This is a genomic window from Cytobacillus oceanisediminis, from assembly GCF_003182355.1.
GTDB classification, from domain to species: Bacteria; Bacillota; Bacilli; order Bacillales; family Cytobacillaceae; genus Cytobacillus; species Cytobacillus oceanisediminis_A.
Genome location: NZ_QGTW01000015.1, coordinates 120,471 through 142,110, shown reverse-complemented (window position 1 = coordinate 142,110; position 21,640 = coordinate 120,471). Strand labels below are relative to the sequence as shown.

The 21,640-nt window shown below is 42.7% G+C and carries 21 protein-coding genes; 15 read left to right on the top strand and 6 right to left on the bottom strand.

Features of this window, described 5'->3' with window-relative positions:
* A partial coding sequence (locus tag DFO73_RS23245) for an aldehyde dehydrogenase family protein (RefSeq protein WP_142669541.1) occupies positions 1-156 on the top strand: 156 nt, incomplete at its 5' end.
* A gap of 44 nt (positions 157-200) precedes the next feature.
* Here DFO73_RS23245 and putP read toward each other — a convergent pair.
* Positions 201-1,670 carry a sodium/proline symporter PutP gene (gene putP / locus DFO73_RS23240; protein ID WP_110067078.1) on the bottom strand — a complete coding sequence of 490 codons (1,470 nt, stop codon included), beginning with the start codon at positions 1,668-1,670 and terminating at the stop codon, positions 201-203.
* 976 nt (positions 1,671-2,646) lie between these two features.
* Between putP and aceA the strand changes: the two genes are divergently transcribed.
* Complete coding sequence (gene aceA, locus DFO73_RS23235) at positions 2,647-3,939, top strand: isocitrate lyase (RefSeq protein ID WP_110067077.1); 1,293 nt, start codon at positions 2,647-2,649, stop codon at positions 3,937-3,939.
* A 240-nt stretch (positions 3,940-4,179) separates the two neighbouring features.
* Positions 4,180-4,623 (top strand): YueI family protein, encoded by a 444-nt coding sequence (locus DFO73_RS23230; RefSeq protein ID WP_110067076.1) that lies wholly within the window; start codon positions 4,180-4,182, stop codon positions 4,621-4,623.
* 435 nt (positions 4,624-5,058) lie between these two features.
* Here the strand turns inward: DFO73_RS23230 and DFO73_RS23225 are convergent, their stop codons facing one another.
* Positions 5,059-5,415 carry a cupin gene (locus DFO73_RS23225; protein WP_110067075.1) on the bottom strand — a complete coding sequence of 119 codons (357 nt, stop codon included), beginning with the start codon at positions 5,413-5,415 and terminating at the stop codon, positions 5,059-5,061.
* Between the two features lie 222 nt (positions 5,416-5,637).
* On the opposite strand from DFO73_RS23225, the gene gatC reads away from it, so the two are divergent.
* The 5 genes from gatC to DFO73_RS23200 all read left to right on the top strand — a co-directional run bounded on the left by gatC (position 5,638) and on the right by DFO73_RS23200 (position 10,717).
* Positions 5,638-5,928, top strand: coding sequence for an Asp-tRNA(Asn)/Glu-tRNA(Gln) amidotransferase subunit GatC (gene gatC / locus DFO73_RS23220; protein WP_110067074.1), 291 nt, complete (start codon positions 5,638-5,640; stop codon positions 5,926-5,928).
* A gap of 13 nt (positions 5,929-5,941) precedes the next feature.
* The gene (gene gatA / locus DFO73_RS23215) at positions 5,942-7,399 is read left to right on the top strand and encodes an Asp-tRNA(Asn)/Glu-tRNA(Gln) amidotransferase subunit GatA (RefSeq protein WP_110067087.1); all 1,458 of its coding nucleotides are present in this window, start codon (positions 5,942-5,944) and stop codon (positions 7,397-7,399) included.
* Positions 7,400-7,412: 13 nt separating this feature from the next.
* Positions 7,413-8,840, top strand: coding sequence for an Asp-tRNA(Asn)/Glu-tRNA(Gln) amidotransferase subunit GatB (gene gatB / locus DFO73_RS23210; protein ID WP_110067073.1), 1,428 nt, complete (start codon positions 7,413-7,415; stop codon positions 8,838-8,840).
* A 222-nt stretch (positions 8,841-9,062) separates the two neighbouring features.
* Entirely contained in the window at positions 9,063-9,623 is a 561-nt protein-coding gene (locus DFO73_RS23205; protein WP_110067072.1) for a thioredoxin family protein, read from the top strand.
* Between the two features lie 23 nt (positions 9,624-9,646).
* Complete coding sequence (locus DFO73_RS23200) at positions 9,647-10,717, top strand: NAD(P)H-dependent flavin oxidoreductase (RefSeq protein ID WP_110067071.1); 1,071 nt, start codon at positions 9,647-9,649, stop codon at positions 10,715-10,717.
* Between the two features lie 34 nt (positions 10,718-10,751).
* On the opposite strand, the gene DFO73_RS23195 is transcribed toward DFO73_RS23200, so the two are convergent.
* Positions 10,752-11,684, bottom strand: a complete 933-nt coding sequence (locus DFO73_RS23195) for a manganese-dependent inorganic pyrophosphatase (RefSeq protein WP_110067070.1) — start codon at positions 11,682-11,684, stop codon at positions 10,752-10,754.
* A gap of 185 nt (positions 11,685-11,869) precedes the next feature.
* Here DFO73_RS23195 and DFO73_RS23190 point away from each other — a divergent pair, with 185 nt between their 5' ends.
* A complete protein-coding gene (locus tag DFO73_RS23190) occupies positions 11,870-12,622 on the top strand; it encodes a metallophosphoesterase family protein (protein WP_110067069.1) in 753 nt (250 codons plus the stop codon).
* 211 nt (positions 12,623-12,833) lie between these two features.
* Here DFO73_RS23190 and DFO73_RS23185 read toward each other — a convergent pair whose 3' ends face one another.
* The 3 genes from DFO73_RS23185 to plsY form a co-directional block, all read right to left on the bottom strand.
* Entirely contained in the window at positions 12,834-13,859 is a 1,026-nt protein-coding gene (locus tag DFO73_RS23185) for an STAS domain-containing protein (protein ID WP_110067068.1), read from the bottom strand.
* A 112-nt stretch (positions 13,860-13,971) separates the two neighbouring features.
* The gene (locus DFO73_RS23180; protein WP_110067067.1) at positions 13,972-14,631 is read right to left on the bottom strand and encodes a DUF421 domain-containing protein; all 660 of its coding nucleotides are present in this window, start codon (positions 14,629-14,631) and stop codon (positions 13,972-13,974) included.
* 117 nt (positions 14,632-14,748) lie between these two features.
* Positions 14,749-15,375, bottom strand: coding sequence for a glycerol-3-phosphate 1-O-acyltransferase PlsY (gene plsY, locus DFO73_RS23175; RefSeq protein ID WP_110067066.1), 627 nt, complete (start codon positions 15,373-15,375; stop codon positions 14,749-14,751).
* A 170-nt stretch (positions 15,376-15,545) separates the two neighbouring features.
* On the opposite strand from plsY, the gene DFO73_RS23170 reads away from it, so the two are divergent.
* From DFO73_RS23170 to rlmD, 6 genes are all read left to right on the top strand, one after another.
* On the top strand, positions 15,546-16,337 hold the full coding sequence (locus DFO73_RS23170) for a class I SAM-dependent methyltransferase (RefSeq protein WP_110067065.1): 792 nt from the start codon (positions 15,546-15,548) through the stop codon (positions 16,335-16,337).
* 456 nt (positions 16,338-16,793) lie between these two features.
* Positions 16,794-17,174, top strand: coding sequence for an anti-sigma factor family protein (locus DFO73_RS23165; protein WP_110067064.1), 381 nt, complete (start codon positions 16,794-16,796; stop codon positions 17,172-17,174).
* A 127-nt stretch (positions 17,175-17,301) separates the two neighbouring features.
* Complete coding sequence (locus DFO73_RS23160; protein WP_110067063.1) at positions 17,302-17,565, top strand: hypothetical protein; 264 nt, start codon at positions 17,302-17,304, stop codon at positions 17,563-17,565.
* Positions 17,566-18,063: 498 nt separating this feature from the next.
* Positions 18,064-18,681: a TetR/AcrR family transcriptional regulator gene (locus tag DFO73_RS23155; RefSeq protein WP_110067062.1), complete on the top strand. Its 618-nt coding sequence runs from the start codon at positions 18,064-18,066 to the stop codon at positions 18,679-18,681.
* A 237-nt stretch (positions 18,682-18,918) separates the two neighbouring features.
* A complete protein-coding gene (locus DFO73_RS23150; RefSeq protein ID WP_110067061.1) occupies positions 18,919-19,854 on the top strand; it encodes a diacylglycerol kinase in 936 nt (311 codons plus the stop codon).
* A gap of 264 nt (positions 19,855-20,118) precedes the next feature.
* Positions 20,119-21,492: a 23S rRNA (uracil(1939)-C(5))-methyltransferase RlmD gene (gene rlmD / locus DFO73_RS23145; protein ID WP_110067060.1), complete on the top strand. Its 1,374-nt coding sequence runs from the start codon at positions 20,119-20,121 to the stop codon at positions 21,490-21,492.
* Positions 21,493-21,640 lie beyond the last annotated feature (148 nt).

Below are 21,640 nucleotides of genomic sequence, written 5' to 3'. Positions count from 1 at the left end.
GTCGGAAACCTATACTTCAACCGCGGCTGTACAGGCGCAATCGTTGGATACCAGCCATTTGGCGGATTCAACATGTCAGGAACAGACTCCAAAGCGGGTGGCCCAGACTACATTCTGCTTCATATGCAAGCAAAAACAACTTCTGAAATGTATTAATATAAAAAATCCCTCTTCACCAATGTGAAGAGGGATTTTTTTGCTTATTTCTTTAAAACGGATTTAAACTGATTGTATTGCTCTTGTACTTCTTTTGAAGGTTCCTTGTCTAAAAGGCTGACAATAATAATCGCTATACCTGCAAATAGGAAGCCTGGAGCCAATTCATAAAGGTCGAATATGCCGCCTGTTATTTGTTTCCAAACAATAACGGTTGCAGCACCGACTATAATTCCGGCAAGAGCGCCGTTTCGTGTCATGCGTTTCCAGAACAGGCTCAGGATGATGACAGGTCCAAAGGCAGCACCAAATCCGGCCCAAGCATAACTAACAAGTTCCAATACCTTGCTTTCAGGGTTATACCCTAAAAAGATTGCAATGACTGCAATGCCAAGTACAGCAATTCTGCCAACAATCATTTCTTCCTTCTTGGAAGCATTTCTTCTGAAGATAGATTTATAGAAATCCTGTGCCAATGCACTTGAAGAAACGAGCAATTGTGAGTCAACCGTGCTCATGATTGCTGAGAGAATGGCTGCTAATAAAAATCCTGCTACCCATGGATTAAATAAAACTTGAGAAAACATGATAAATACTGTTTCAGAATTCTCAAGTGGGGTATCCGCAAAGTAAGCAATACCAGCGAATCCAACAAAAAGAGCTCCAAAAAGTGAAAGGACCATCCATGTCATTCCGATTAAACGCGCTTTAGGAACGTCATTTGTTGATTTTAATCCCATAAAACGGACAAGGATATGCGGCTGTCCAAAATAGCCAAGTCCCCATGCCAATAGAGAAGCAACGCCAACAAAAGTGGCACCTGAAGCAACATCCAAATGAGTTGGATCAATCGTACCGATTTGCTGTAAAGTCTCATTCCATCCGCCAAGTTCCTGAATCGCAACGATCGGGATAATGATTAAGGCAAGGAACATTAAAATACCTTGAATAAAATCTGTCCAGCTGGCAGCCAAAAATCCGCCAAAGAAAGTATAAGACAAAATTACTGCTGCTCCGACCCAAAGGGCAACCGTGTAATCCATTCCAAATGAGTTCTCTAAAAGAATGGCACCGCCAACAAGGCTGGAGGAAGTATAGAAAGTGAAAAAGATTAAAATAACGATTGCAGAAACTACACGAAGTATTTTAGAGGTGTCATGGAATCGGTTTTCAAAATAACCTGGAACTGTAATAGAATCGTTTGCTACTTCCGTGTAGACACGCAATGGCTTAGCAACAAACTGCCAATTCAGATAAGCACCGACTGCCAAACCGATTGGAAGCCAAATTTCGCCCATACCGCCTAAATAAACAGCACCAGGCAATCCAAGCATTAGCCAGCCGCTCATATCGGATGCCCCGGCACTTAAAGCTGCAACTCCGGCTCCAAGGCGCCTTCCGCCTAAAACATAATCTGATAAATCTTTGGTCATTCTGGCTGCAAGAAAACCAATTAGCAGCATACCGACCAGATAAACAATAATTGCAATTAGCGTGGGTATATTTATATCCATATTTATTTATCCTCTCCTCTTTCGGTAAAATAAGTGATGCTTGATAATACAATCAAAAGTGGCATTGGAATTAGAAGCCATAGCCAGGTCGCTGTAGTGAAATCCATATGTTCACCTCCATCCTAAAAAAGTATTCCCCTAAATACATACGTGAAAAAAGTCCCCTTTATACAGTAACATACAGTTTGGTGTTTGTGAAAAATTTGAATCGGGGTATGGCCCGCATTGAAAAGACGTTAATAATCATAACATAATAAAGTTTTAGGGACAAAAAAGCTATCAAGCTATTAATGTATAAATGTATAAAAATGCGTAAAATCGAATTAATTTGCTGTTATATTACTCGTATCAACATATCTATTCATTCAAATTTATAAAATTAAATTGACAAAAAGGAGAGGTTTTTTATGCAAAACAAAAAGAGGCCAAGACTTTTTATAGGCCTCTTAAGATTTGATATTTAGCTTTTTAATCGGTATTTTGTCCTTAAAATCGATTCCAAGCTGGACGGCTGTTTGGGTAACTTCAGGGCAGATTCAGAGCACAGTTGACTGGACGCCAATGAGCTCATGACCTGGAAAATCTGGTTGGCGACGATTGTGCCGTTCTGAAAGACCAATATTTTAATGAGAATTCCCAATTTTAAACTTTGCAGACTACAGGATATATTTGGCGCGCACAGTCCAATATCACCAATCAGCGGCAAAAGCCATTTTGCCTTAACATATAAGATCAGTTGCCAGAGAAAGGGGTGTGCAAATTTATTTAAATTTTTCAAAAAATTTTATAAAAAGGGGTTCCCATTCCGAAATCACTGTTATATAATACAAAACATAGATAATTAATTGTTTTATAACAACATAGAATAATAGTATAACAGATTGTTAATTGTGACCCTGTTATATTACAACAGCGTTTTCACCTGGGGGTTTGCTTAAGGGTTGATTTTTTCTAATTTAAAGGAGGATTTAATCAAATGGCAGATGAAAGAGTGCGTCAATTACAGGAAAGCTGGGAAATGAATGAACGTTGGAGTGGGATTGAAAGACCGTACACGGCGGAGGATGTAATCAAATTAAGAGGATCGATCGATATTGAACATACATTAGCGCGCCGTGGTGCAGAGAAGCTTTGGAAACTTGTGAATGAAGAAGACTTCGTAAATGCATTGGGGGCGTTAACAGGCAACCAGGCTGTCCAGCAGGTGAAGGCCGGGCTGAAAGCCATATACTTAAGCGGCTGGCAGGTAGCTGCAGATGCCAACCTCTCCGGAAATATGTATCCGGACCAAAGTTTATATCCGGCAAACAGTGTTCCTAGTGTTGTAAAAAGAATCAATCAGGCGCTGCAGCGAGCAGACCAGATTCATCATATGGAAGGCGACGATTCCATTGACTGGTTTGCCCCGATTGTGGCAGATGCGGAAGCCGGCTTTGGGGGCCAGCTGAATGTATTCGAGCTTATGAAAGGCATGATTGAATCCGGTGCAGGCGGTGTCCACTTTGAAGATCAGCTGTCTTCTGAGAAAAAATGCGGACACCTCGGCGGCAAAGTATTGCTTCCTACACAGACAGCCGTAAAAAATTTGATTTCTGCCAGGTTGGCTGCAGATGTTATGGGCGTTCCGACCGTGATTGTAGCCCGTACAGATGCAAATGCTGCCGACTTGATTACCAGCGATGTTGACCCGTATGATGCACCTTTCATTACAGGGGAACGTACGCCTGAGGGATTCTTCCGAACTAGGGCGGGACTCGACCAAGCGATCGCTCGGGGGCTGGCTTACGCTCCTTATGCAGATTTAGTGTGGTGTGAAACATCCGAGCCAGACCTTGAAGAAGCAAGGCGCTTCGCTGAAGCCATCCATGAAGAATTCCCTGGCAAGCTGTTAGCCTATAACTGCTCTCCATCCTTTAACTGGAAAAAGAAGCTGGATGACGAAACAATTGCGAAATTCCAAGTGGAGCTCGGTAAAATGGGCTACAAATTCCAATTCGTTACTTTAGCAGGCTTCCATGCCTTAAATCACAGCATGTTCGAATTGGCTCGCGGCTATAAAGACCGCGGAATGGCTGCGTACTCTGAGCTGCAGCAGGCCGAGTTCGCCAGCGAGCAGCATGGATACACAGCAACAAGGCACCAGCGTGAAGTTGGAACCGGATATTTCGACCAGGTTTCCATGGTTATCACAGGCGGAACGTCTTCCACAACCGCTTTAAAAGGGTCCACAGAGGAAGAGCAATTCACAGCTGAAAAGCAGGAAGCTTAGTCCTATTACTTAATTTTAACCGTTGGTAACTTGTTTTTTTTACCTGTATATTCTCCATTTTTCACCTCTCTTCATTGAAGAGAGGTTTTTTTTAGGTTAAGAAGGATAAGATTAAACTAGCACAGCTTATAATGCAAAAACATACATATTATTAGGCGAACTAAGATTTATATTTGAATTGGAGATGCCCCATTTATACAATGGTTGCAGAGCAGTCAGAATAAGGACGGAGGTTGTACGGTGGCTGAAAATATAGATGATTATCTCCAGCAGGGGATTCACGGGCAAAAACAGACAAAGCCTGATGAGCGGCGGAAGTTTTTAGGGACGCTTCGGGAACGGATTGTCATAGCGCTGAAACAGCCGCAGGTAAGAGAAGACGGGATTTATCCGCAAGTGGATGAAGCTTTAAAAACCAACAGCCAGGCACATCTTTACCTGAATGGGAATATGAGCTATTCATACTTATCGAAATATATTAAGTTGGCTTCAAAGTATAAAGTTGAATACACGATCGTCACCAACAAAGAACATAATTCAGAAATTGGTTTGGTTCTAGCGCATGACTATGCGATTGATAAACCGGATATATATGTCGAAAGGAAAACAGTGAAGGCAGAGCCTAAAAAGGCATCAGGGAAGAAAGGCGGTATTTTAGCAAAGATATTTAAGCGGGGCAGATAGTTAAATGAGCAGCGCAATGGCAGGCGCCGCTCATTTTTGTATTGGAAACATTTGGATAGTTGTTTCCCTCATTAATACCGGCTTCTGATTTTTTAAATTTATCGTCAAAAACATACAATTACCGGCCAATTTTATTAAAATACCGGCCAAAAACACAAGTTTACCGGCCAATTTTGATAAAATACCGGCCAAACTGAAAGATTTTCGGCTAATTGCCAATCTGGAAATTTTCAGGTACAAGTGCAGTTGGCCGGAAATACTTATATCGGTCACTTTTTGATTTTATCGGTCAGAATTTCAATATATTGGTCACTTTCCTAATTTTAACGCCAGATTTTATATATATCGGTCAGTTGTTGATACAGCAGGCTTTTTAAACCGGTCCCTGGTTTGCTCAGAAGCTTCCTTCAAGGTGAGACGTCCCAATGCATTCTCTTATTCCAAAGGCTTTAAATATGCATGCGGATCCAGGTCAGACCCTTCAATGACAATCGCTGTCATGCCTAGATATGAACCTGACTCGTGTTCCTCTCCTTCAGTCCAATAAACGGCAGTCCCTTTCACGACAGCTACTTGTTCACCGCCGGCTGCTTTGACCCAGCCTTCTCCATCAACGATAAGGAAAAGCTGTGGGCATGTGGCTGGATGCCTACCAAGAACGCTATTTTCCTTAAGATGGATACAGCCAATTGTAGCTGCGGTGTTCCTGAGAATCGGACTGATGCTGGCATTGTGGCTGTTGAACTGAGTAATCTCCTTGCTTGCCTCTGTATCAAAGCGGAAAAATTCCATAATATGACCTCCTGTAAAAAATAATCACAACCATATTAATTAGGCTTTGCTGTTCATTTATCCTGCAAGATGAGAAGCAAACACACAATTCGTTCAACTCATGGTAAAATAAGCTGAAGATTGAATTGAAACAGCTTTCGCGCGTGTTGCTTTAACGCGCGAAAGTTTGGTATGATCATAATTATTGTGCATTGGCAGAATTTAATTTTGGAGGTGGCATTTATGTCGAGAATTTCAACTGACCAGGTAAAGCATGTTGCGCATTTGGCAAGACTTGCAATAACTGAGGAAGAGGCTGTTACTTTTACTGAACAGCTGGACAAAATAATTTCGTTTGCAGAGCTGCTTAATGAGCTGGATACAGAAAATGTAGAACCGACATCCCATGTGCTTGATATGAAAAATGTGATGAGAGAAGACAAGGCGGAGAAGGGGCTTCCGCAAAAAGAAGTTCTAAAAAATGCGCCGGAACATCAGGATGGCTATATCAAAGTGCCGTCCATTATTGAGTAGGGAGGGGAAAATGGTGAGTTTATTTGACCATAAGGTTTCGGAGCTTCATCAGCTTTTACATAAAAAAGAAATTACAGTATCCGATCTTGTCAGTGAATCGTACAAACGTATTGGCGAAGTAGAGGACAAGGTACAGGCTTTCCTGACGCTAGATGAAGAAAGAGCCCGTGAGGCAGCAAAGAAGATGGATATAAAGATCGGAACAGACGAAGCAAAGGGACTATTATTCGGCATGCCGATCGGTGTGAAGGATAATATTGTTACAAAAGGGCTGCGCACAACTAGCGCGAGCAAAATCCTTGAGAATTTTGATCCAATTTATGATGCGACTGCCGCGTCCAAGTTACAAAATGCAGAAACGATTACAATTGGCAAATTAAATATGGATGAATTTGCAATGGGATCATCCAATGAAAACTCCGGTTTCAAAGCGACACGCAACCCATGGAACCTCGAAAGAGTACCCGGCGGCTCTTCAGGCGGTTCAGCTGCTTCTGTTGCAGCCGGAGAGGTGCTGTTTTCGCTTGGATCGGATACAGGCGGTTCTATAAGACAGCCTGCTTCCTACTGCGGGGTCGTTGGATTAAAGCCTACATATGGAAGAGTATCCCGGTTTGGCTTGATCGCATTTGCATCTTCACTGGATCAGATTGGTCCCATTACACGCACTGTAGAAGATAACGCCTATTTGCTTCAAGCGATTTCCGGGGTAGACCCAATGGATTCCACATCAGCAAATGTGGTTGTTCCAAGCTATGCAGAAGCATTGACAGGTGATGTTAAAGGACTGAAAATTGCTGTACCGAAAGAGTATCTAGGTGAGGGTGTCAATGAAGAGGTGCGCCAATCTGTTTTGGATTCTTTGAAGGTGCTTGAAAAAATGGGTGCCACTTGGGAAGAGGTTTCGCTTCCGCATTCGAAATATGCGCTGGCAACCTATTATTTGCTGTCTTCCTCAGAGGCGTCAGCAAATCTGGCCCGCTTTGATGGAGTGCGCTATGGCTACCGGACTCCGGATCCTGAGAATTTAATCGATTTATACAAAAAGACAAGAGCAGAAGGCTTCGGGGATGAAGTGAAGCGACGTATTATGCTTGGAACATTCGCCTTGAGCTCCGGCTATTATGATGCTTACTATAAAAAAGCACAAAAAGCACGTACGCTCATTAAACAGGATTTTGAGAATGTCTTCGAAAAGTACGATGTTATTATTGGGCCAACAGCCCCAACACCTGCATTTAAAATCGGAGAAAACATGTCTGACCCGCTTACGATGTATGCAAATGATATCTTAACAATTCCGGTGAACCTTGCCGGAGTACCGGGAATTAGCGTTCCATGCGGATTCTCTAATGGATTGCCGCTTGGCCTGCAAATTATCGGAAAGCATTTTGATGAGAGTACAGTATATCGTGTAGCGCATGCATTTGAACAGGCAACTGATTATCATAAACAAAAACCGGGACTGTAAGGGGGGAAAACTCATGAAATATGAAACGGTTATCGGACTTGAAGTGCACGTAGAGTTAAAAACGGATTCAAAAATTTTCTCGGCTAGCCCAAACCATTTTGGCGCTGAACCGAACTCCAACACAACGGTGGTTGATCTTGGCTACCCGGGAGTGTTGCCGGTTATTAATAAAAAGGCTGTAGAATTCGGCATGAAGGCTTCAATGGCTTTAAACTGTGAAATTGCGCCTGTTACAAAATTTGACCGGAAGAACTATTTTTACCCTGACAATCCGAAAGCTTATCAGATTTCTCAATTTGATAAGCCGATCGGAGAGCATGGCTGGATTGAAATCGAAGTGGACGGCTATAAGAAAAAGATTGGCATTACACGCATACATCTTGAAGAGGATGCAGGAAAGCTTTCTCATGAAAAAGGATATTCTTTGGTAGACTATAACCGCCAGGGTACGCCATTGATTGAAATCGTATCTGAACCGGATATCCGCACACCGAATGAAGCATACGCTTATCTGGAAAAACTGAAATCGATTATTCAGTATACAGGTGTATCCGATTGTAAAATGGAAGAAGGCTCACTTCGCTGTGATGCGAATATTTCCCTTCGTCCTGTAGGGCAGGAGGAATTCGGTACAAAGACAGAGCTTAAGAACCTGAACTCCTTTAATTTTGTCCGCAAAGGGCTGGAATATGAGGAAAAACGCCAGGAGGAAATCTTGAGTTCTGGCGGAACAATCCAGCAGGAAACCCTCCGCTATGATGAAGCGACAAATACGACGATTCTTATGAGGGTGAAAGAAGGTTCGGATGATTATCGTTATTTCCCTGAGCCGGATTTGCTTGATATCCATATCGATGAAGAATGGAAGGAGCGCATCAGAGCAGAAATCCCTGAGCTTCCGGACCAAAGAAAGAACCGTTATATTGAAGAGCTAGGATTGCCTGCCTATGATGCTGCTGTCCTGACGGTCACAAAAGAAACATCCGATTTCTTTGAAGCGGCTGTTCATGCAGGTGCAGATGCAAAACAGGCTTCCAACTGGGTGATGGGTGAGCTTTCCGCCTATTTGAACGCTGAGCAAAAAGAGCTTAGCGATATCGCTCTGACAGCTGAAGGACTTGCCGGTATGATTAAATTGATCGAAAACGGCACCATTTCATCAAAGATTGCTAAGACTGTTTTCAAAGAGCTGATTGAAAATGGCGGCGAGCCTGAAACAATCGTTAAAGAAAAAGGCCTAGTCCAGATTTCTGACGAAGGTGCTCTTTTGAAAATTATCGGAGAAACGCTTGATGCGAACCCGCAATCGATCGAGGATTTCAAAAACGGGAAACAAAAAGCGATCGGTTTCCTTGTCGGTCAGATTATGAAAGCAACAAAAGGCCAGGCAAATCCTCCGCTTGTTAACAAGCTATTGCAAGAGGAAATAAAGAAGAGATAAGAGGGAAGCTATTAGCTCCTCCCAATCGATTATATGCAAACGAAGCTGATGGAGATCCATCAGCTTTTTGTATATAATTGGTTCGACAAAAGGCTCCCCTATTTCCCAGGAAAAGATTTTGTTTTACATAGTTTTACAGCAAATGCAACTAATAAGTGTGCAGGAATAAGAGCTAGAGTTAAAGAATAAGATTTAGAGGCAATTTATAAAGGAGAGGTAAGCATGGAGTTAATGGACTGGTTTGAAAAAGGGCTAAGCCCGAAAGAATACATTGAGGGAATGAAAGTAAATAAGGAGGCAATGGAGGGAGTATATAGCCGTTTTTCTTTGGCTGATGAAGAAAAAGATAGGCTGGAAAAGTTAAAGGGAACTGGCTTAAAGGCAATTGCTATTACAGAGGATTGGTGCGGGGATGCCATGCTGAACAATCCGATCCTTTTAAAAATCTCGGAGGAAATCGGAGCGGAAGTCCGTTTTATTTTGCGGGACCAAAACCTTGAGCTAATGGACCAGTACCTCACGAATGGAATCTCTAGAGCAATACCAATCTTTATTTTTATAGATAAAGAAGGAGAAGAGCAGGCGGTTTGGGGACCCCGGGCCAAACGTATCCAGGAAATCGTGGATGAGGAACGCAGCAAGCTCCCGGCGCAGGAGACTGATGATTTTAAGGAAAAGCAGATGAGTATGTATAGAAGGCTGACAGCTTCTTATCAGGAAGACTCAGAAATCTGGCATACGGTTGCAAATAGCATGATAGATGCACTAGTTTCGGAAAAATAATCAGGGAAGGGTGTGGGTTAGCAATGGGCTGGAACCGGAATCGTTTAACGGAAAAGCTGGACATACAATTTCCTGTTTTTCAGGCGCCAATGGCAGGTGGAATGACAACACCGGGATTAATCAGTGAGGTTTCCAATAGCGGCGGTCTAGGCAATATGGGAGCAGGCTATATGAATTCTGATGAGATAAGAGAAGATATCAGAAAGATTCGGAGTCTGACGGACAAACCATTTGGCATAAATCTTTTTGTTCCGAATCTGGAGGTCTCGGCACAAAAAGAAGAGATTAGCAGAATGGGAGAAGTGCTCAACAAGTATAGTAGTGAGCTGGGGATAAAGGAGAAACTCCTCCTGCCTAAGAAGGATTATGGCGCTCTCTATGAAAAACAGCTGGAAGCTGTAATGGAAGAACGTGTTCCTGTATGCAGCTTTACGTTTGGCATACCTGATTCAAACGTTATTCGCGAACTAAAGAAACAGGGCACTGTAATTATTGGAACAGCCACGAATGTTAATGAAGCAGCAGAGTGGGAGGAGGCCGGGGCAGATTTGATTGTTGCCCAGGGAAGTGAGGCTGGCGGACACCGGGGCACTTTTCATAAGGAGGAAAGTGGACTGGTCGGCTCCATGGCGCTTATTCCGCAGGTCGCGGATGCAGTCGGCAAGCCTGTCATTGCTGCCGGCGGAATGATGGACGCACGCGGGATTGCTGCAGCGATCATGCTTGGCGCAGCTGGTGTCCAGCTCGGAACGGTGTTTCTCCCATGCAGAGAAAGCGGGGCAAACCCGTTCTATAAGGATGCCCTCTTAAATGCTACAGAAGAGCATACAGTTTTAACAAAAGCTTTTTCCGGGAAGATGGCAAGGGGAATTAGCAACAGATTCACGGAAGAGATGAAGGAGCAGCCTGTGTTGCCTTACCCGCTGCAGAATGATTTGACAGCATCTCTCCGAAAACAGGCTGCCAAGTTGGAGCGGCCGGAGTTTATGTCACTATGGGCAGGACAGGGAGTGCGAATGGCAGAAGATATAACGGTGAAGGAACTGATGCAGAAGCTTGTGAGAGGGACGGAAGCTTTATTGGAAGGCAAATAAAAAGCAGTGCCAATATGCGGCACTGCCTTTTATCTTATTTACCAGCCAATACATTTGTAAGCGGTGGTACGATTTGCTTTTTGCGTGATACAACGCCTTTAAGAAGGGCTTTGTTGTTTTCAAGCGTTACATTGTAGGCTTGCTCAATGGCTTTTGTTTCGTTTCCAAGAGCGATGGCAACTGAATCGTTGTTAAGGATGTCAGTTAGAACAAAAACGAATAAGTCCAATTCTTTCTTCTTGATGGTTTCGGAAATAACAGCTTCAAGTTCAGCTTGGCGGTTTAAAACGTCATTCAGGTCAACTGCATTTACCTGTGCCACCTCTGTTTTATAGGTGCCCATTTGGAATTCTTTCGCATCAAGGGAAACTAATTCTTCAACTGTTTTTTTACTAAGATCTGCACCTGCTTTTAGCATTTCTAAACCGTACTCTTCGGGATTTACGCCTGCGACTTCTGCAAGCTCGCGTGCTGCTTCAATGTCCTGGTCTGTGCAGGTTGGAGATTTGAATAATAGGGAATCGGAAATAATGGCAGAAAGCATTAAGCCAGCAGTTTCTTTGCTGATTTCCACTCCGTTTTCTTTGTACATTTTGTTGAGGATGGTTGCTGTGCAGCCAACCGGTTCCGCACGGTAATAAAGCGGATCGCTTGTTTCAAAGTTCGCGATGCGGTGATGGTCGATAACCTCAAGGATTTTTACATCTCTGATATCGTCAGCGCTTTGCTGGAACTCGTTATGATCAACAAGGATGACTTCGTTTACTTCTTTTGACACGGCCTCAACAAGGCGTGGTGCTTCAGCTTTAAAGTAATCCAAAGCATATTGCGTTTCCTCATTTACTTGGCCTAGGCGGATCGGTTCAGCCTCAACGCCTAATTTGGTTTTTAATTCCGCATAAGCAAGAGCTGAGCAGATCGAGTCTGTGTCTGGGTTTTTGTGTCCGAATACAAATACTTTTGACATAATCCTTACTCCTTCTATATGTAATGTTGGTTTTTTGCCTGCTGTTATTTTACCATATTTCTAATGTAATGGCGGTACTGGGAAAAATCAAATTTTGTTAATAGTGTTGGTTATTTTTAGGGAAGGATAGAGGAAGCATGTGATTTATGGAGAAATAGATAGGTACGGTAAGGAGGAGACAATAAATGGAGAAAGTTGCAGTGATTTCAGATATTCATGGAAATTTGACGGCACTGGAGGCCGTTTTGGAAAATATCCGCGAGCGCGGAATTGATACGATATTTTGCCTGGGGGATTTAATTGGAAAAGGTCCGAATTCCCGTAAAGCAGTTGAACGGATAAAGGAAATCTGCGAGGTGGTTCTTCTTGGAAACTGGGATGATTTTATGCAGAAACCACTGGATTTCGAGGAGGGGCAATGGCATCAAAAGCAGCTTGGGGAAGAGGCACTAGCTTATTTAAGCACGCTGCCATTCCATCATGATTTTTATATGAGCGGAAAATATGTCAGGCTGTATCATGCCTCAGCCAAGAGCATCTATCACCGGGTTGTGCCGATGCGTGATTCTCATGAAGAAAAACTGGCCATGTTTGAGAATACAGAGAATATTAATGCCGGCGAAGAAGGACGGACACCGGATGTAGTTGGATATGGCGATATCCATGCTGCACTGATCGAACCGATCCACCCTCAAAAAACGCTCTTCAATACAGGAAGCGTCGGAAATTCCCTCGATATTCCGCAGGCAACCTATTCCATTCTCCATGGGAAGTACCTCTCAAAGGAGCCGGCCGCTTTTTCTATCGAAATCGTACGTGTCCCTTATGATATTGAAAAAGAAATCGCGATTGCAGGAGAAATGGGCATGCCAAATCTGGACGCATATGCGCTTGAACTGCGCGAAGCTAAATATAGAGGGGCGCCGAAGAAGGTTTAAGCGTTTGGTAAATCAATTACTTGCTACAAGCAGAGAAAAACTTTTAATCGCACATAAAACGGACTTATCAGTGCATAAAAAGTTCTATCCAAATCATTGTCTCACCGGTAACTCACAGAAAAATCATAATTTCGATAGCTGTGTTTCAATTTTTAAACAAGAAGCTGACTTGCTTGCCATAGTTGGCGACTATTAAGTCAGCTTTTTGCCTTTAAAATATTTTTCTGCCTTTTTTGGACAGGGCATAATAGATGCCATGCTGCAGGTTTGTGAAGCAGTTAAATTTGGAAAGGTTAAATTTGGTTTCAGTAATCTTTGTGCCGAGTTCAGGCGAGATGCCGACAAGGATCGTTTCGGTACCAATCAGGTTGGCTGCAGCTGCAATCTTACTTAAAAACTCAACAGTGTAAGCACTGATGGACTGGTTTAATCCGGTCAAATCAAGGATCAGGCAGTCAGCCTGGTGTTTCGGCAAACTATGCAAGGTTTTATCCACGAGCTCCTCTGAGCGGAATTCATCATATCTTCCTAATAGCGGAACGACGACGATTCCATCCAAAACGGGGATCACAGGAGAAGAGATTTCTTTCACAAGTTCTTTCAAATCTCTTGTACGGTCTTCTACTAATTTTTCAAGCTCACTGATTTTTTTGGATTCCTCGCGTCTGGCTAAGGCATGGATATTTTCCTCTACAGTAACGGTTGAAGGAAAATAATCCAAGTCTGTATAGTCATGTTCGCCTAATTGATCGGTTATTTTTTTGTACCAAATGCTTGTTCCGAATACTGCGGAAAAGATGCCGGCAAAATGTCCAGGCAGAAAAGTTCCCGATTCGTTTTTTCCTTGCTCTTTGTTTATTTTATACTCCCAGCTATCAATTGTCTGGACTTTAGCTGTTTTCGCTTCCGGATCCAAATCGGTGATTGTGAATTTCCCCCATCCAGCTGAAGCATAGATTCTTGGAATAATATTAGCGACTTCCTGTAGGGGAAGATTCATGTTTTTAAAAAATTCTCCTACCACCATTCCTTGCCTGAAGCCTGTGGTTTCAAGTACAAGGCTGGAAGTTTCTTTCCCGGAAATCTCTTCAATGGTATCAAAAAAGCTTTTCATGGCTGATTTAATCCAGAAAAGAACGGCATCTTCACCTTCGAAGTTGAAGAGACCTTTGTCTAGATCCCAGTTAAAATCAAAATTATCTATTTTTGTTTGAAGAACTATGCCTTCTTCTGTCATACCATTACCCCCTGATATTGATATGTATATTTATTGGAAGAATATAACTGAAAGTAAAACAGTAACCCATTTCTTATACCCAATAATTTAGATTATAAACTTATAACATAAATTATCTCCGCCTGTTTATATTTAACTTTTTTGACTTCTCATTTACATAGGCATACATAATATCTTTTTCATGAAGATTGTTTTCTCGGAGCTGTTCCAGCAGCCAATCTTTTGTTTGTCCAAGCAATTGAAGGTTGCGCTGCTGAATTCTCCCATCAACAATAACAGCAATAGGCAGGCCTTCATCCTGGATGGAAATGTTTAAGTGTTCTACAGTTACGGGTGTATTGGCGACTTTTGGGATAATGCTCACTTCACCAATTGGCTCAAGGATGGCGTAGTCCACATCGGCAATTTTGGGAAATCCCTTGCTTCTTAAGATTGAAAGAAGCTGTGACATAGAAAGGTGGGATTTCTCCAGATTGTCTTCAAGGATTTCGCCATTTTTGATCAGCATTGTGGGTTCCCCAAGGAAAAAGCGGTTTCCGATTTGATTTAAAGTAAGATATGAAAATAAAATATGCAGGCCAACAAGAATGCCCAGGGCAATTAGCGTAGGCATATACTCAGTACTGATTAGAGGTTCGGAGGCGATCGTTCCGACAATGATGATGGCAACTAAATCATAAGGAGTCATTTGGATAATCGTTGATTTGCCCATTAGCCTCATCATCACGATTGTTATTAAATATAGGCTTAATACCTTAAATATTAAGAACATAAATAAGCTCCTTTAAATTAATCATTATTCAAAGGATTTGCTACATCTAAGTCTTTCATGTGATAAATCCAAAAAAAAGCCCGGACACTGAATGGGGAATCAGTATCCGGTCCCTGCTTACGCGCGTTTTTTATTATCCTTCGGAGGAATGCGGTCATCTTTTAACCGTTTATCGTTTATCTTGGGCTCTTTTTTATCTATAAAGTTCTTAATATTGGAGCGGTGCAGAAAAATTAAAAATAAAAGGAAAATAGAAAAGATAAGTTCATGTTTATGCCCTGGTATAAAGAGGGAATAAACCAGTAAAGAAGCACCAACCGATAGGGAGCCATAAAATACATATTTCGTTGCGTAGATGACCGCAATAAAAGAAATATAAGCAATCAAAAACATCCAAATGTTTGAAACAAGCAAAACGCCTGCCGTGGTGGCAATGGCTTTTCCGCCCCGGAAACCGGCGAAAACAGGAAAGCAATGCCCGGATACAGCAACCAGGCCAACCATAAGCGGATCTGCATCAGATTGCAATAGGAAAGGCAATCCCGCAGCAACTGCACCTTTGCCGATATCAACAAGCAAGACAATAATAGCTGCCCTTTTTCCAAGCACCCGCAGGGTATTGGTCGCGCCTGGATTATTGCTTCCATGATCCCGGATGTCGATCTGAAATGCGTACTTACCAACTAATAATGCGGTAGGAATCGATCCAATCAGGTACGCTGCCAGAAAAATAAGTAACGTCATCGTATCAATCCTTTTTCATCAATATATTCAAACCTTTTTTTAATTCGTCCTTGCTTTTAAAAAAATTTTTCCGAAGCACCCTCTTTCGTTGTCATTGCATACAGTTTACCATATAATGGTTTTGTTTAAAGTGGAATTCGAAATTATTTGAATAGTTGGCGGTGAGGAATATGGCAAAAACGAATTTCGGGCAGGCAGCAAAAAGCTATACGAGGTCCCGAGACGATATCCCGGTGAGCTTTTTCGAAAGCTTAAACCTGCGAGGCATCTCGTTTGAAGGGAAGAAAATTGCAGACATAGGCTCCGGCACAGGGACATTAACAAGGAAGCTGAAGCTTAGGAAGGCAGATGTAATTGGAGTGGAACCTTCTGCTGAAATGCTTGATGAAGCCGTACGGATTAATCTTGCAAGGTTTGAGGATATCCCCTATTGGCACGGAACTGCAGAGGAAACGGGTTTAGAGCCGTATCACTTTGATATGGTAACTGTTTTCAGGGCGTGGCACTGGTTTAATCGGGAAGCGGCATTGAAGGAAATGAAGAGGATTTTGAAGCCAATGGGGAAAATGATAATAGCTGATTCCGGATTCCTGCCAGGCAGCCTGGCAGTTGAAGCGGCATTTGAGGTACTTGAAAGCCATTTGGGCCAAAACTTAAAGCCAGCTGGATCCAAGGCGGAGTCAAGGCAGCGGATTAATGGGTTCCCTGTTGAGTGGTTCGCTGAATGGCAGGAAAACGGATTTGAACTTAGAGACTTTTACAAACTGGACTATGAAGTAATGTTCAGCAACGAAGAGTGGGTGGATCGAATCATGTCGCTATCCTATTTTTCAGGTGCCCCGGCGGAGAAAAGAGCAGATATTTCTTCATTATTATTAAAAAGGCTGCACACACAATTTGGAGCAAATGAATCCCATACCATTCCGCATGCTTGCCATGTTTGTATTCTGGAAACCTTTTAACCCTCAATTTTTGAGGGTTATTTTTTTATTAGGCGATGTTAAAGCTAATTGCTGAGTATGGTAATCGGATCCGGAAGGTGCGAGATGCTCCAAAATGCATTAGCAGCTTCTCCGTACGGTGTTTATTCGAGGATTTTTATTCAAAGTCAAGCGGGAGAAGCGAATCAATGGAAGTCCCCGCAGGCGTGAGGAGGCTCCCGGACCGCGAGTGCCTGGAGCGGAAATCAACAGGCAAAAATAACAAAGCTTTATATTAAAAAGTATTGAATTGTACGATTCTCTCGATTATGATTATTTCGGCACTCAAAAAGAAAACTTTGAATTCGAAGGTTATAAATAGGATTACTTTAAGAAATGATTTGTACGCGAATGAGTACATTATTACCCAGCAGGATATAAAGGGAAGGATTACCTGTGAACATCGCAGTTGAAAGCATTGGAAGGAGATGACTTTTCATGGATCATTACTCACTGGAAGCATGGATGAAATATGTGAAAAATGAGCTTGAAGAAGAAGACCGCGAAGCCTATGAAGATCATCTTTATACTTGCGACCAATGTTTGGAAATTTACCTTGAGGCAATGGAAGAAGAGGAGCAGGCACTGCCGGCAATGCCAAGAGAGGAAGAACTTACTAATCTTATCATGGCACAAATTGGAGTTGAGAAACTAAGAGAATCCCCGCCGCTGATTTCGGCAGAGGAACAAAAGCAATCATCTGCTAAAGTAACCTGGTTTGAACGTTGCTTTCCAATTGCTTTTGCTTGTCTGATGCTCATCGGTGGCCAAGTAAAGGTACTTGAAGACACCAAAGGCAAAACGGAAAAGCTTAAATAAGATTAAACTCTTAACATGATGTTAGGAGTTTCTTTTTGTTTAAATGTTTGAAAATTCAAGATAGTTATTTTACAATAAAAAGACCAGTCGGTTTATTTGAAAATAGCAGTCTTGAGGAGTGAGGAATGTGGGAAGAAAGCAGGTTCCGTATGAAATGCAAAAAAAGAGCAAAAGTGTTCACCTGGAGCAGTGGATTTGGGACTTGGCAGCCCAGATGCAGCCTTGCCGATCAGCAGCAATCAGAGACTTGTTTCTCGACAAACTAAAATTGGAATTGCTGGAAGCGGGATTGATTACAGAAGACACTAATATTACTAAAGAGCATGCTGACCTTTATATAAAAGAAATCCTCAAAGAGGGTTCCTTGGATAAAAAATGTTTCTGTGGATAGTGAAATGTAAGGGAAGAAAAAAGTCGCAAATAAAAAATACCTGCATGGTGAAAGAGTTCGTTTAAGTCATTGCAGCAGGAGGATCACGAAAATATTTATAATTCATTGCTGGATCCTGACTTTCGGAAACTGACAGGAATCCAGCATTTTTAACAATCGAATTGATAGAAAAGAAATTTAAATTTTAAAAGTGACAAAAGCCGCATTGACCTGGTGATTGCCTTAAGTGAAACTGGAGAAGCCATTTGGGACTTGGCTCTGAACGAAATTGACTGTTTGAAAAGCGGGAGACCACGAAAATGCATTCGCATTTTCTTCGTCCGGTGTTTAATCGAGATGTTTATTCAAAGTACTGCGGGAGATGTGAGTCAAGCGAAGACCCCATAGGCGCAAAACGCCGAAGAGCGTTGGAACGCCCGCGGTTCTCTAAGCGTCTGGAACGGAAAGCAACAGACAAGTTCAACAGAGTTAAAAAGAAAGATATATGGGGGGACAAATTTGGCGCCTATCGTATCAGAGCAATACAAACGGAAGAAGAAGAAGGAGATTCTGGCCGGCGCGCTTGCCTGTTTCGCCAAGAAGGGATTTCAGGCAGCTACTATTGATGACATTGTCGCATACTCAGGAATAAGCAAGGGTGCCATCTATAATTATTTTAAAAGTAAGGAAGAGATTTATCTGGAGCTTATGAACGAGCAGACAGAAGCAACCAGTGCGAGGCTTGTAGAGAGCATTTCCAATCTATCTTCAGCTGAAGAAAAGCTTGAGTACCTCTTTGATATATACAGAGAAATGAGCCCTTTTAGCCAGGAACGCAAGGATAAAATTGTGGTTCATCTCGAATTTACTTTGCATTCGTCCAGGGATGAAAATTTGAACCGGATTTTGAAAGAAAGAGGAAAGAAGTTCTTTTTAAAGCTCATCACCGATATTCTGGAAGAGGGGCAGGCTGCCGGAGAATTCCGCCCGGATGCAGACCCGAATTATGTAGCCTGCATGTTCTGGACTATAATGGATGGTGCAATGCTTCATAGCGTTTTAAATGAAGAATATCCATATAGAACAATTATCGATTACGTGAAAAGCCTTGTGCTGAAGGATCTGCAGCAGGATTAACGGCATACCCTATTATTCTTTTTAAAAACATGTTTATTCATGGTACTTTTCTGCCGGATGAGGGTATAATTCTTTTATGCCATCTGCCACTTGTGTAAACAGGCGGAAGTGAATAGAATAGAAACCGGAAGTGCAACGTAAAAATTGCTAAGTGCATTTCTATTCGCTATGATGTAAAAAGATGGAATTGTAAAAACGGATTAAGACAAAGTTGATTAAATAATAGGATGATGGGCTATGAAAAGAGCAAGAATTATTTATAATCCAACCTCGGGCCGTGAAATTTTTAAAAGGCATTTGGCCGAGGTGCTGCAAAAGCTGGAGGAGGCAGGCTATGAAACCTCCTGCCATGCCACCACAGGCGAAGGGGACGCCATTAAAGCTGCAAGGGCAGCCGTTGAGCGCCGTTTTGAATTGGTTATTGCAGCCGGCGGGGACGGTACAATCAATGAGGTTGTAAACGGGCTGGCCGAGCAGGATTACCGTCCGCGCCTTGGGATTATCCCGACTGGGACAACAAATGATTTCGCACGGGCACTGCATATTCCAAGGGATGTAGAAGCCGCGACAGATATCATCATCAAAGGGGATACGATTCCTGTTGATATTGGCCGAATTAATGAAAAATACTTTATTAATATCGCCGGCGGCGGAAGGCTGACAGAACTGACTTATGAAGTGCCAAGCAAGCTTAAAACAATGATCGGCCAGCTTGCTTACTACTTAAAAGGGATTGAAATGCTTCCTTCCATCCGTTCAACTGAAGTAAGCATCGAATTTGACGGGAAAATGTTTGAAGGGGAAGTCATGCTTTTCCTTGTAGGGTTAACAAATTCAGTAGGCGGCTTTGAAAAGCTTGCCCCTGATTCCTGCATTAATGATGGAATGTTCTCCCTGCTGATATTAAAGAAAACCAATCTAGCCGACTTTATTCGGATTGCTACAATGGCAGTCCGCGGCGAGCATGTCAAAGATCCGAATGTGATCTATACACAGGCAAACCGGATCAAGGTCCAAGCCAAGGAAAAAGTCCAGCTTAACCTGGACGGTGAATTTGGCGGGCTGCTTCCAGCCGAATTCGTCAACCTGTACAGGCATTTAGAAGTTTTCGTGCCGATTGACCAGATTCGTGAAGAAGACCGCCCGACAGATTGGGAAAGTCCGCATGTATAAGAAGGAGTCCGCTCTATGGAGCGGGCTTTTTTTATGAATATCCCAATTCAATCAAACGTTTGATTGAATTGCTATGCCTCCTGTGCCTGCTTGCTTCCAGCCCTTTTTTAACCTTATCATTTTGCTTTTAAATAACTTCGGATAGGGCAATATATTAGCCCTTTAAAGCTGCAGACAGTATCCGATTTCGTATTTAACCCTGTTTTGTGATACAATCTCTCTAGTCAAAAAGGTCACGGAATTAAGCTGAAAAGGAAGAAAACAATGAGCAGAACATTACCGGTTCAAAAAAATGATTATATAGATGTTACTTTTGAGGATTTAACCCATGAGGGAGCGGGCGTTGCCAAAGTAGACGGCTTCCCCCTGTTTGTGCCGAACGGGCTTCCCGGCGAAAGGGCAAAGGTAAAGGTTATTAAAGTCAACAAAGGATATGGATTCGCCCGTTTAATCGAAACGTACGAAGAAAGTCCATACCGGGTTGAGGCTCCATGTCCGATCTATAAAGAATGCGGAGGCTGCCAGCTTCAGCATTTGAGCTATGAAGGCCAGCTTCTTGCAAAGGAAAAGCAGGTCAGGGATGTGCTGACCAGGATTGGGAAGCTTGAAGATGTAAAGGTGCATCCGGTGCTCGGCATGAAGGATCCGTGGCGCTACCGCAATAAAGCACAGGTACCGATTGGAGAGCAGGAAGGCGGGCTGATCGGAGGATTTTACCAGCAGCGCACCCATCAGATTATTGATATGAAGGAATGCCTTATCCAGCAAGAAAAAAATGATGAAGTAGTCCAAAAGGTAAAGGAAATTTGCGGCCGCTATGGTGTCCGTGCCTATGATGAAGGCAGGCATAAAGGCGAACTTCGGCATGTGATGGCTCGCTACGGGCTTGTGACCGGTGAAGTGATGATTGTGCTTGTCACCAGAACGAACGAACTGCCGTACAAACAGAAAATCGTGGAAGAGATTGTCGAGAACATCCAAGGCGTTAAGTCAGTAGTGCATAATGTTAACTCAAAAAAGACGAATGTAATCATGGGAGATGTAACCCGTGTCCTATGGGGCGAAGAGGTTATCTATGACTTTATCGGTGATATTAAATTTGCCATTTCCGCCCGCTCTTTTTATCAGGTGAACCCAGAGCAAACGAAGGTATTATATGAAAAGGCGCTGGAATATGCAAACTTGAGCGGAGAAGAAAAGGTTATCGATGCGTATTGTGGAATCGGGACGATTTCCCTTTTCTTGGCGCAAAAAGCCAAAGAGGTTTTCGGTGTGGAAATTGTGCCTGATGCGATTGAGGATGCGAGGCGGAATGCATCCCTGAATGGAATTATCAATGCCGAATTTGCTGTCGGGAAAGCGGAAGAAGTTATTCCGGATTGGTATAAAAAGGGTAACACAGCAGATGTCCTGGTCGTTGACCCGCCGCGCAAAGGCTGTGACGAAGCCCTGCTGCAAACCATACTTAACATGAAGCCAAAAAAAGTCGTCTATGTGTCCTGCAACCCGGGAACACTCGCGAGGGATTTGCGCATCCTGGAAGACGGCGGTTACAAAACTGTTGAGGTGCAGCCGGTTGATATGTTCCCGCAGACCATGCATGTGGAGTGTGTTGCAAAGATTGTGCTGAAAAAGTGAATTTCTTAATGTATAAAAAATGAATAGTAACTGTTTGAGTCTTGGACTTTAAATAGATGAAAGTTCCAGGAGTCATCATTTTTGAATATTTCACCATTTTTTGGATAAAGAAAGTTTAATTGTTACCGATTTCACATATAGACAAAAG

Bases quoted from the DNA above. Each gene is read 5' to 3' on its own strand.
- putP (WP_110067078.1), bottom strand. From the start codon at position 1,670: ATGGATATAAATATACCCACGCTAATTGCAATTATTGTTTATCTGGTC.
- aceA (WP_110067077.1), top strand. From the start codon at position 2,647: ATGGCAGATGAAAGAGTGCGTCAATTACAGGAAAGCTGGGAAATGAAT.
- DFO73_RS23225 (WP_110067075.1), bottom strand. From the start codon at position 5,415: ATGGAATTTTTCCGCTTTGATACAGAGGCAAGCAAGGAGATTACTCAG.
- gatC (WP_110067074.1), top strand. From the start codon at position 5,638: ATGTCGAGAATTTCAACTGACCAGGTAAAGCATGTTGCGCATTTGGCA.
- gatB (WP_110067073.1), top strand. From the start codon at position 7,413: ATGAAATATGAAACGGTTATCGGACTTGAAGTGCACGTAGAGTTAAAA.
- DFO73_RS23205 (WP_110067072.1), top strand. From the start codon at position 9,063: ATGGAGTTAATGGACTGGTTTGAAAAAGGGCTAAGCCCGAAAGAATAC.
- DFO73_RS23200 (WP_110067071.1), top strand. From the start codon at position 9,647: ATGGGCTGGAACCGGAATCGTTTAACGGAAAAGCTGGACATACAATTT.
- DFO73_RS23195 (WP_110067070.1), bottom strand. From the start codon at position 11,684: ATGTCAAAAGTATTTGTATTCGGACACAAAAACCCAGACACAGACTCG.
- DFO73_RS23190 (WP_110067069.1), top strand. From the start codon at position 11,870: ATGGAGAAAGTTGCAGTGATTTCAGATATTCATGGAAATTTGACGGCA.
- DFO73_RS23185 (WP_110067068.1), bottom strand. From the start codon at position 13,859: ATGACAGAAGAAGGCATAGTTCTTCAAACAAAAATAGATAATTTTGAT.
- DFO73_RS23180 (WP_110067067.1), bottom strand. From the start codon at position 14,631: ATGTTCTTAATATTTAAGGTATTAAGCCTATATTTAATAACAATCGTG.
- plsY (WP_110067066.1), bottom strand. From the start codon at position 15,375: ATGACGTTACTTATTTTTCTGGCAGCGTACCTGATTGGATCGATTCCT.
- DFO73_RS23170 (WP_110067065.1), top strand. From the start codon at position 15,546: ATGGCAAAAACGAATTTCGGGCAGGCAGCAAAAAGCTATACGAGGTCC.
- DFO73_RS23165 (WP_110067064.1), top strand. From the start codon at position 16,794: ATGGATCATTACTCACTGGAAGCATGGATGAAATATGTGAAAAATGAG.
- DFO73_RS23150 (WP_110067061.1), top strand. From the start codon at position 18,919: ATGAAAAGAGCAAGAATTATTTATAATCCAACCTCGGGCCGTGAAATT.
- rlmD (WP_110067060.1), top strand. From the start codon at position 20,119: ATGAGCAGAACATTACCGGTTCAAAAAAATGATTATATAGATGTTACT.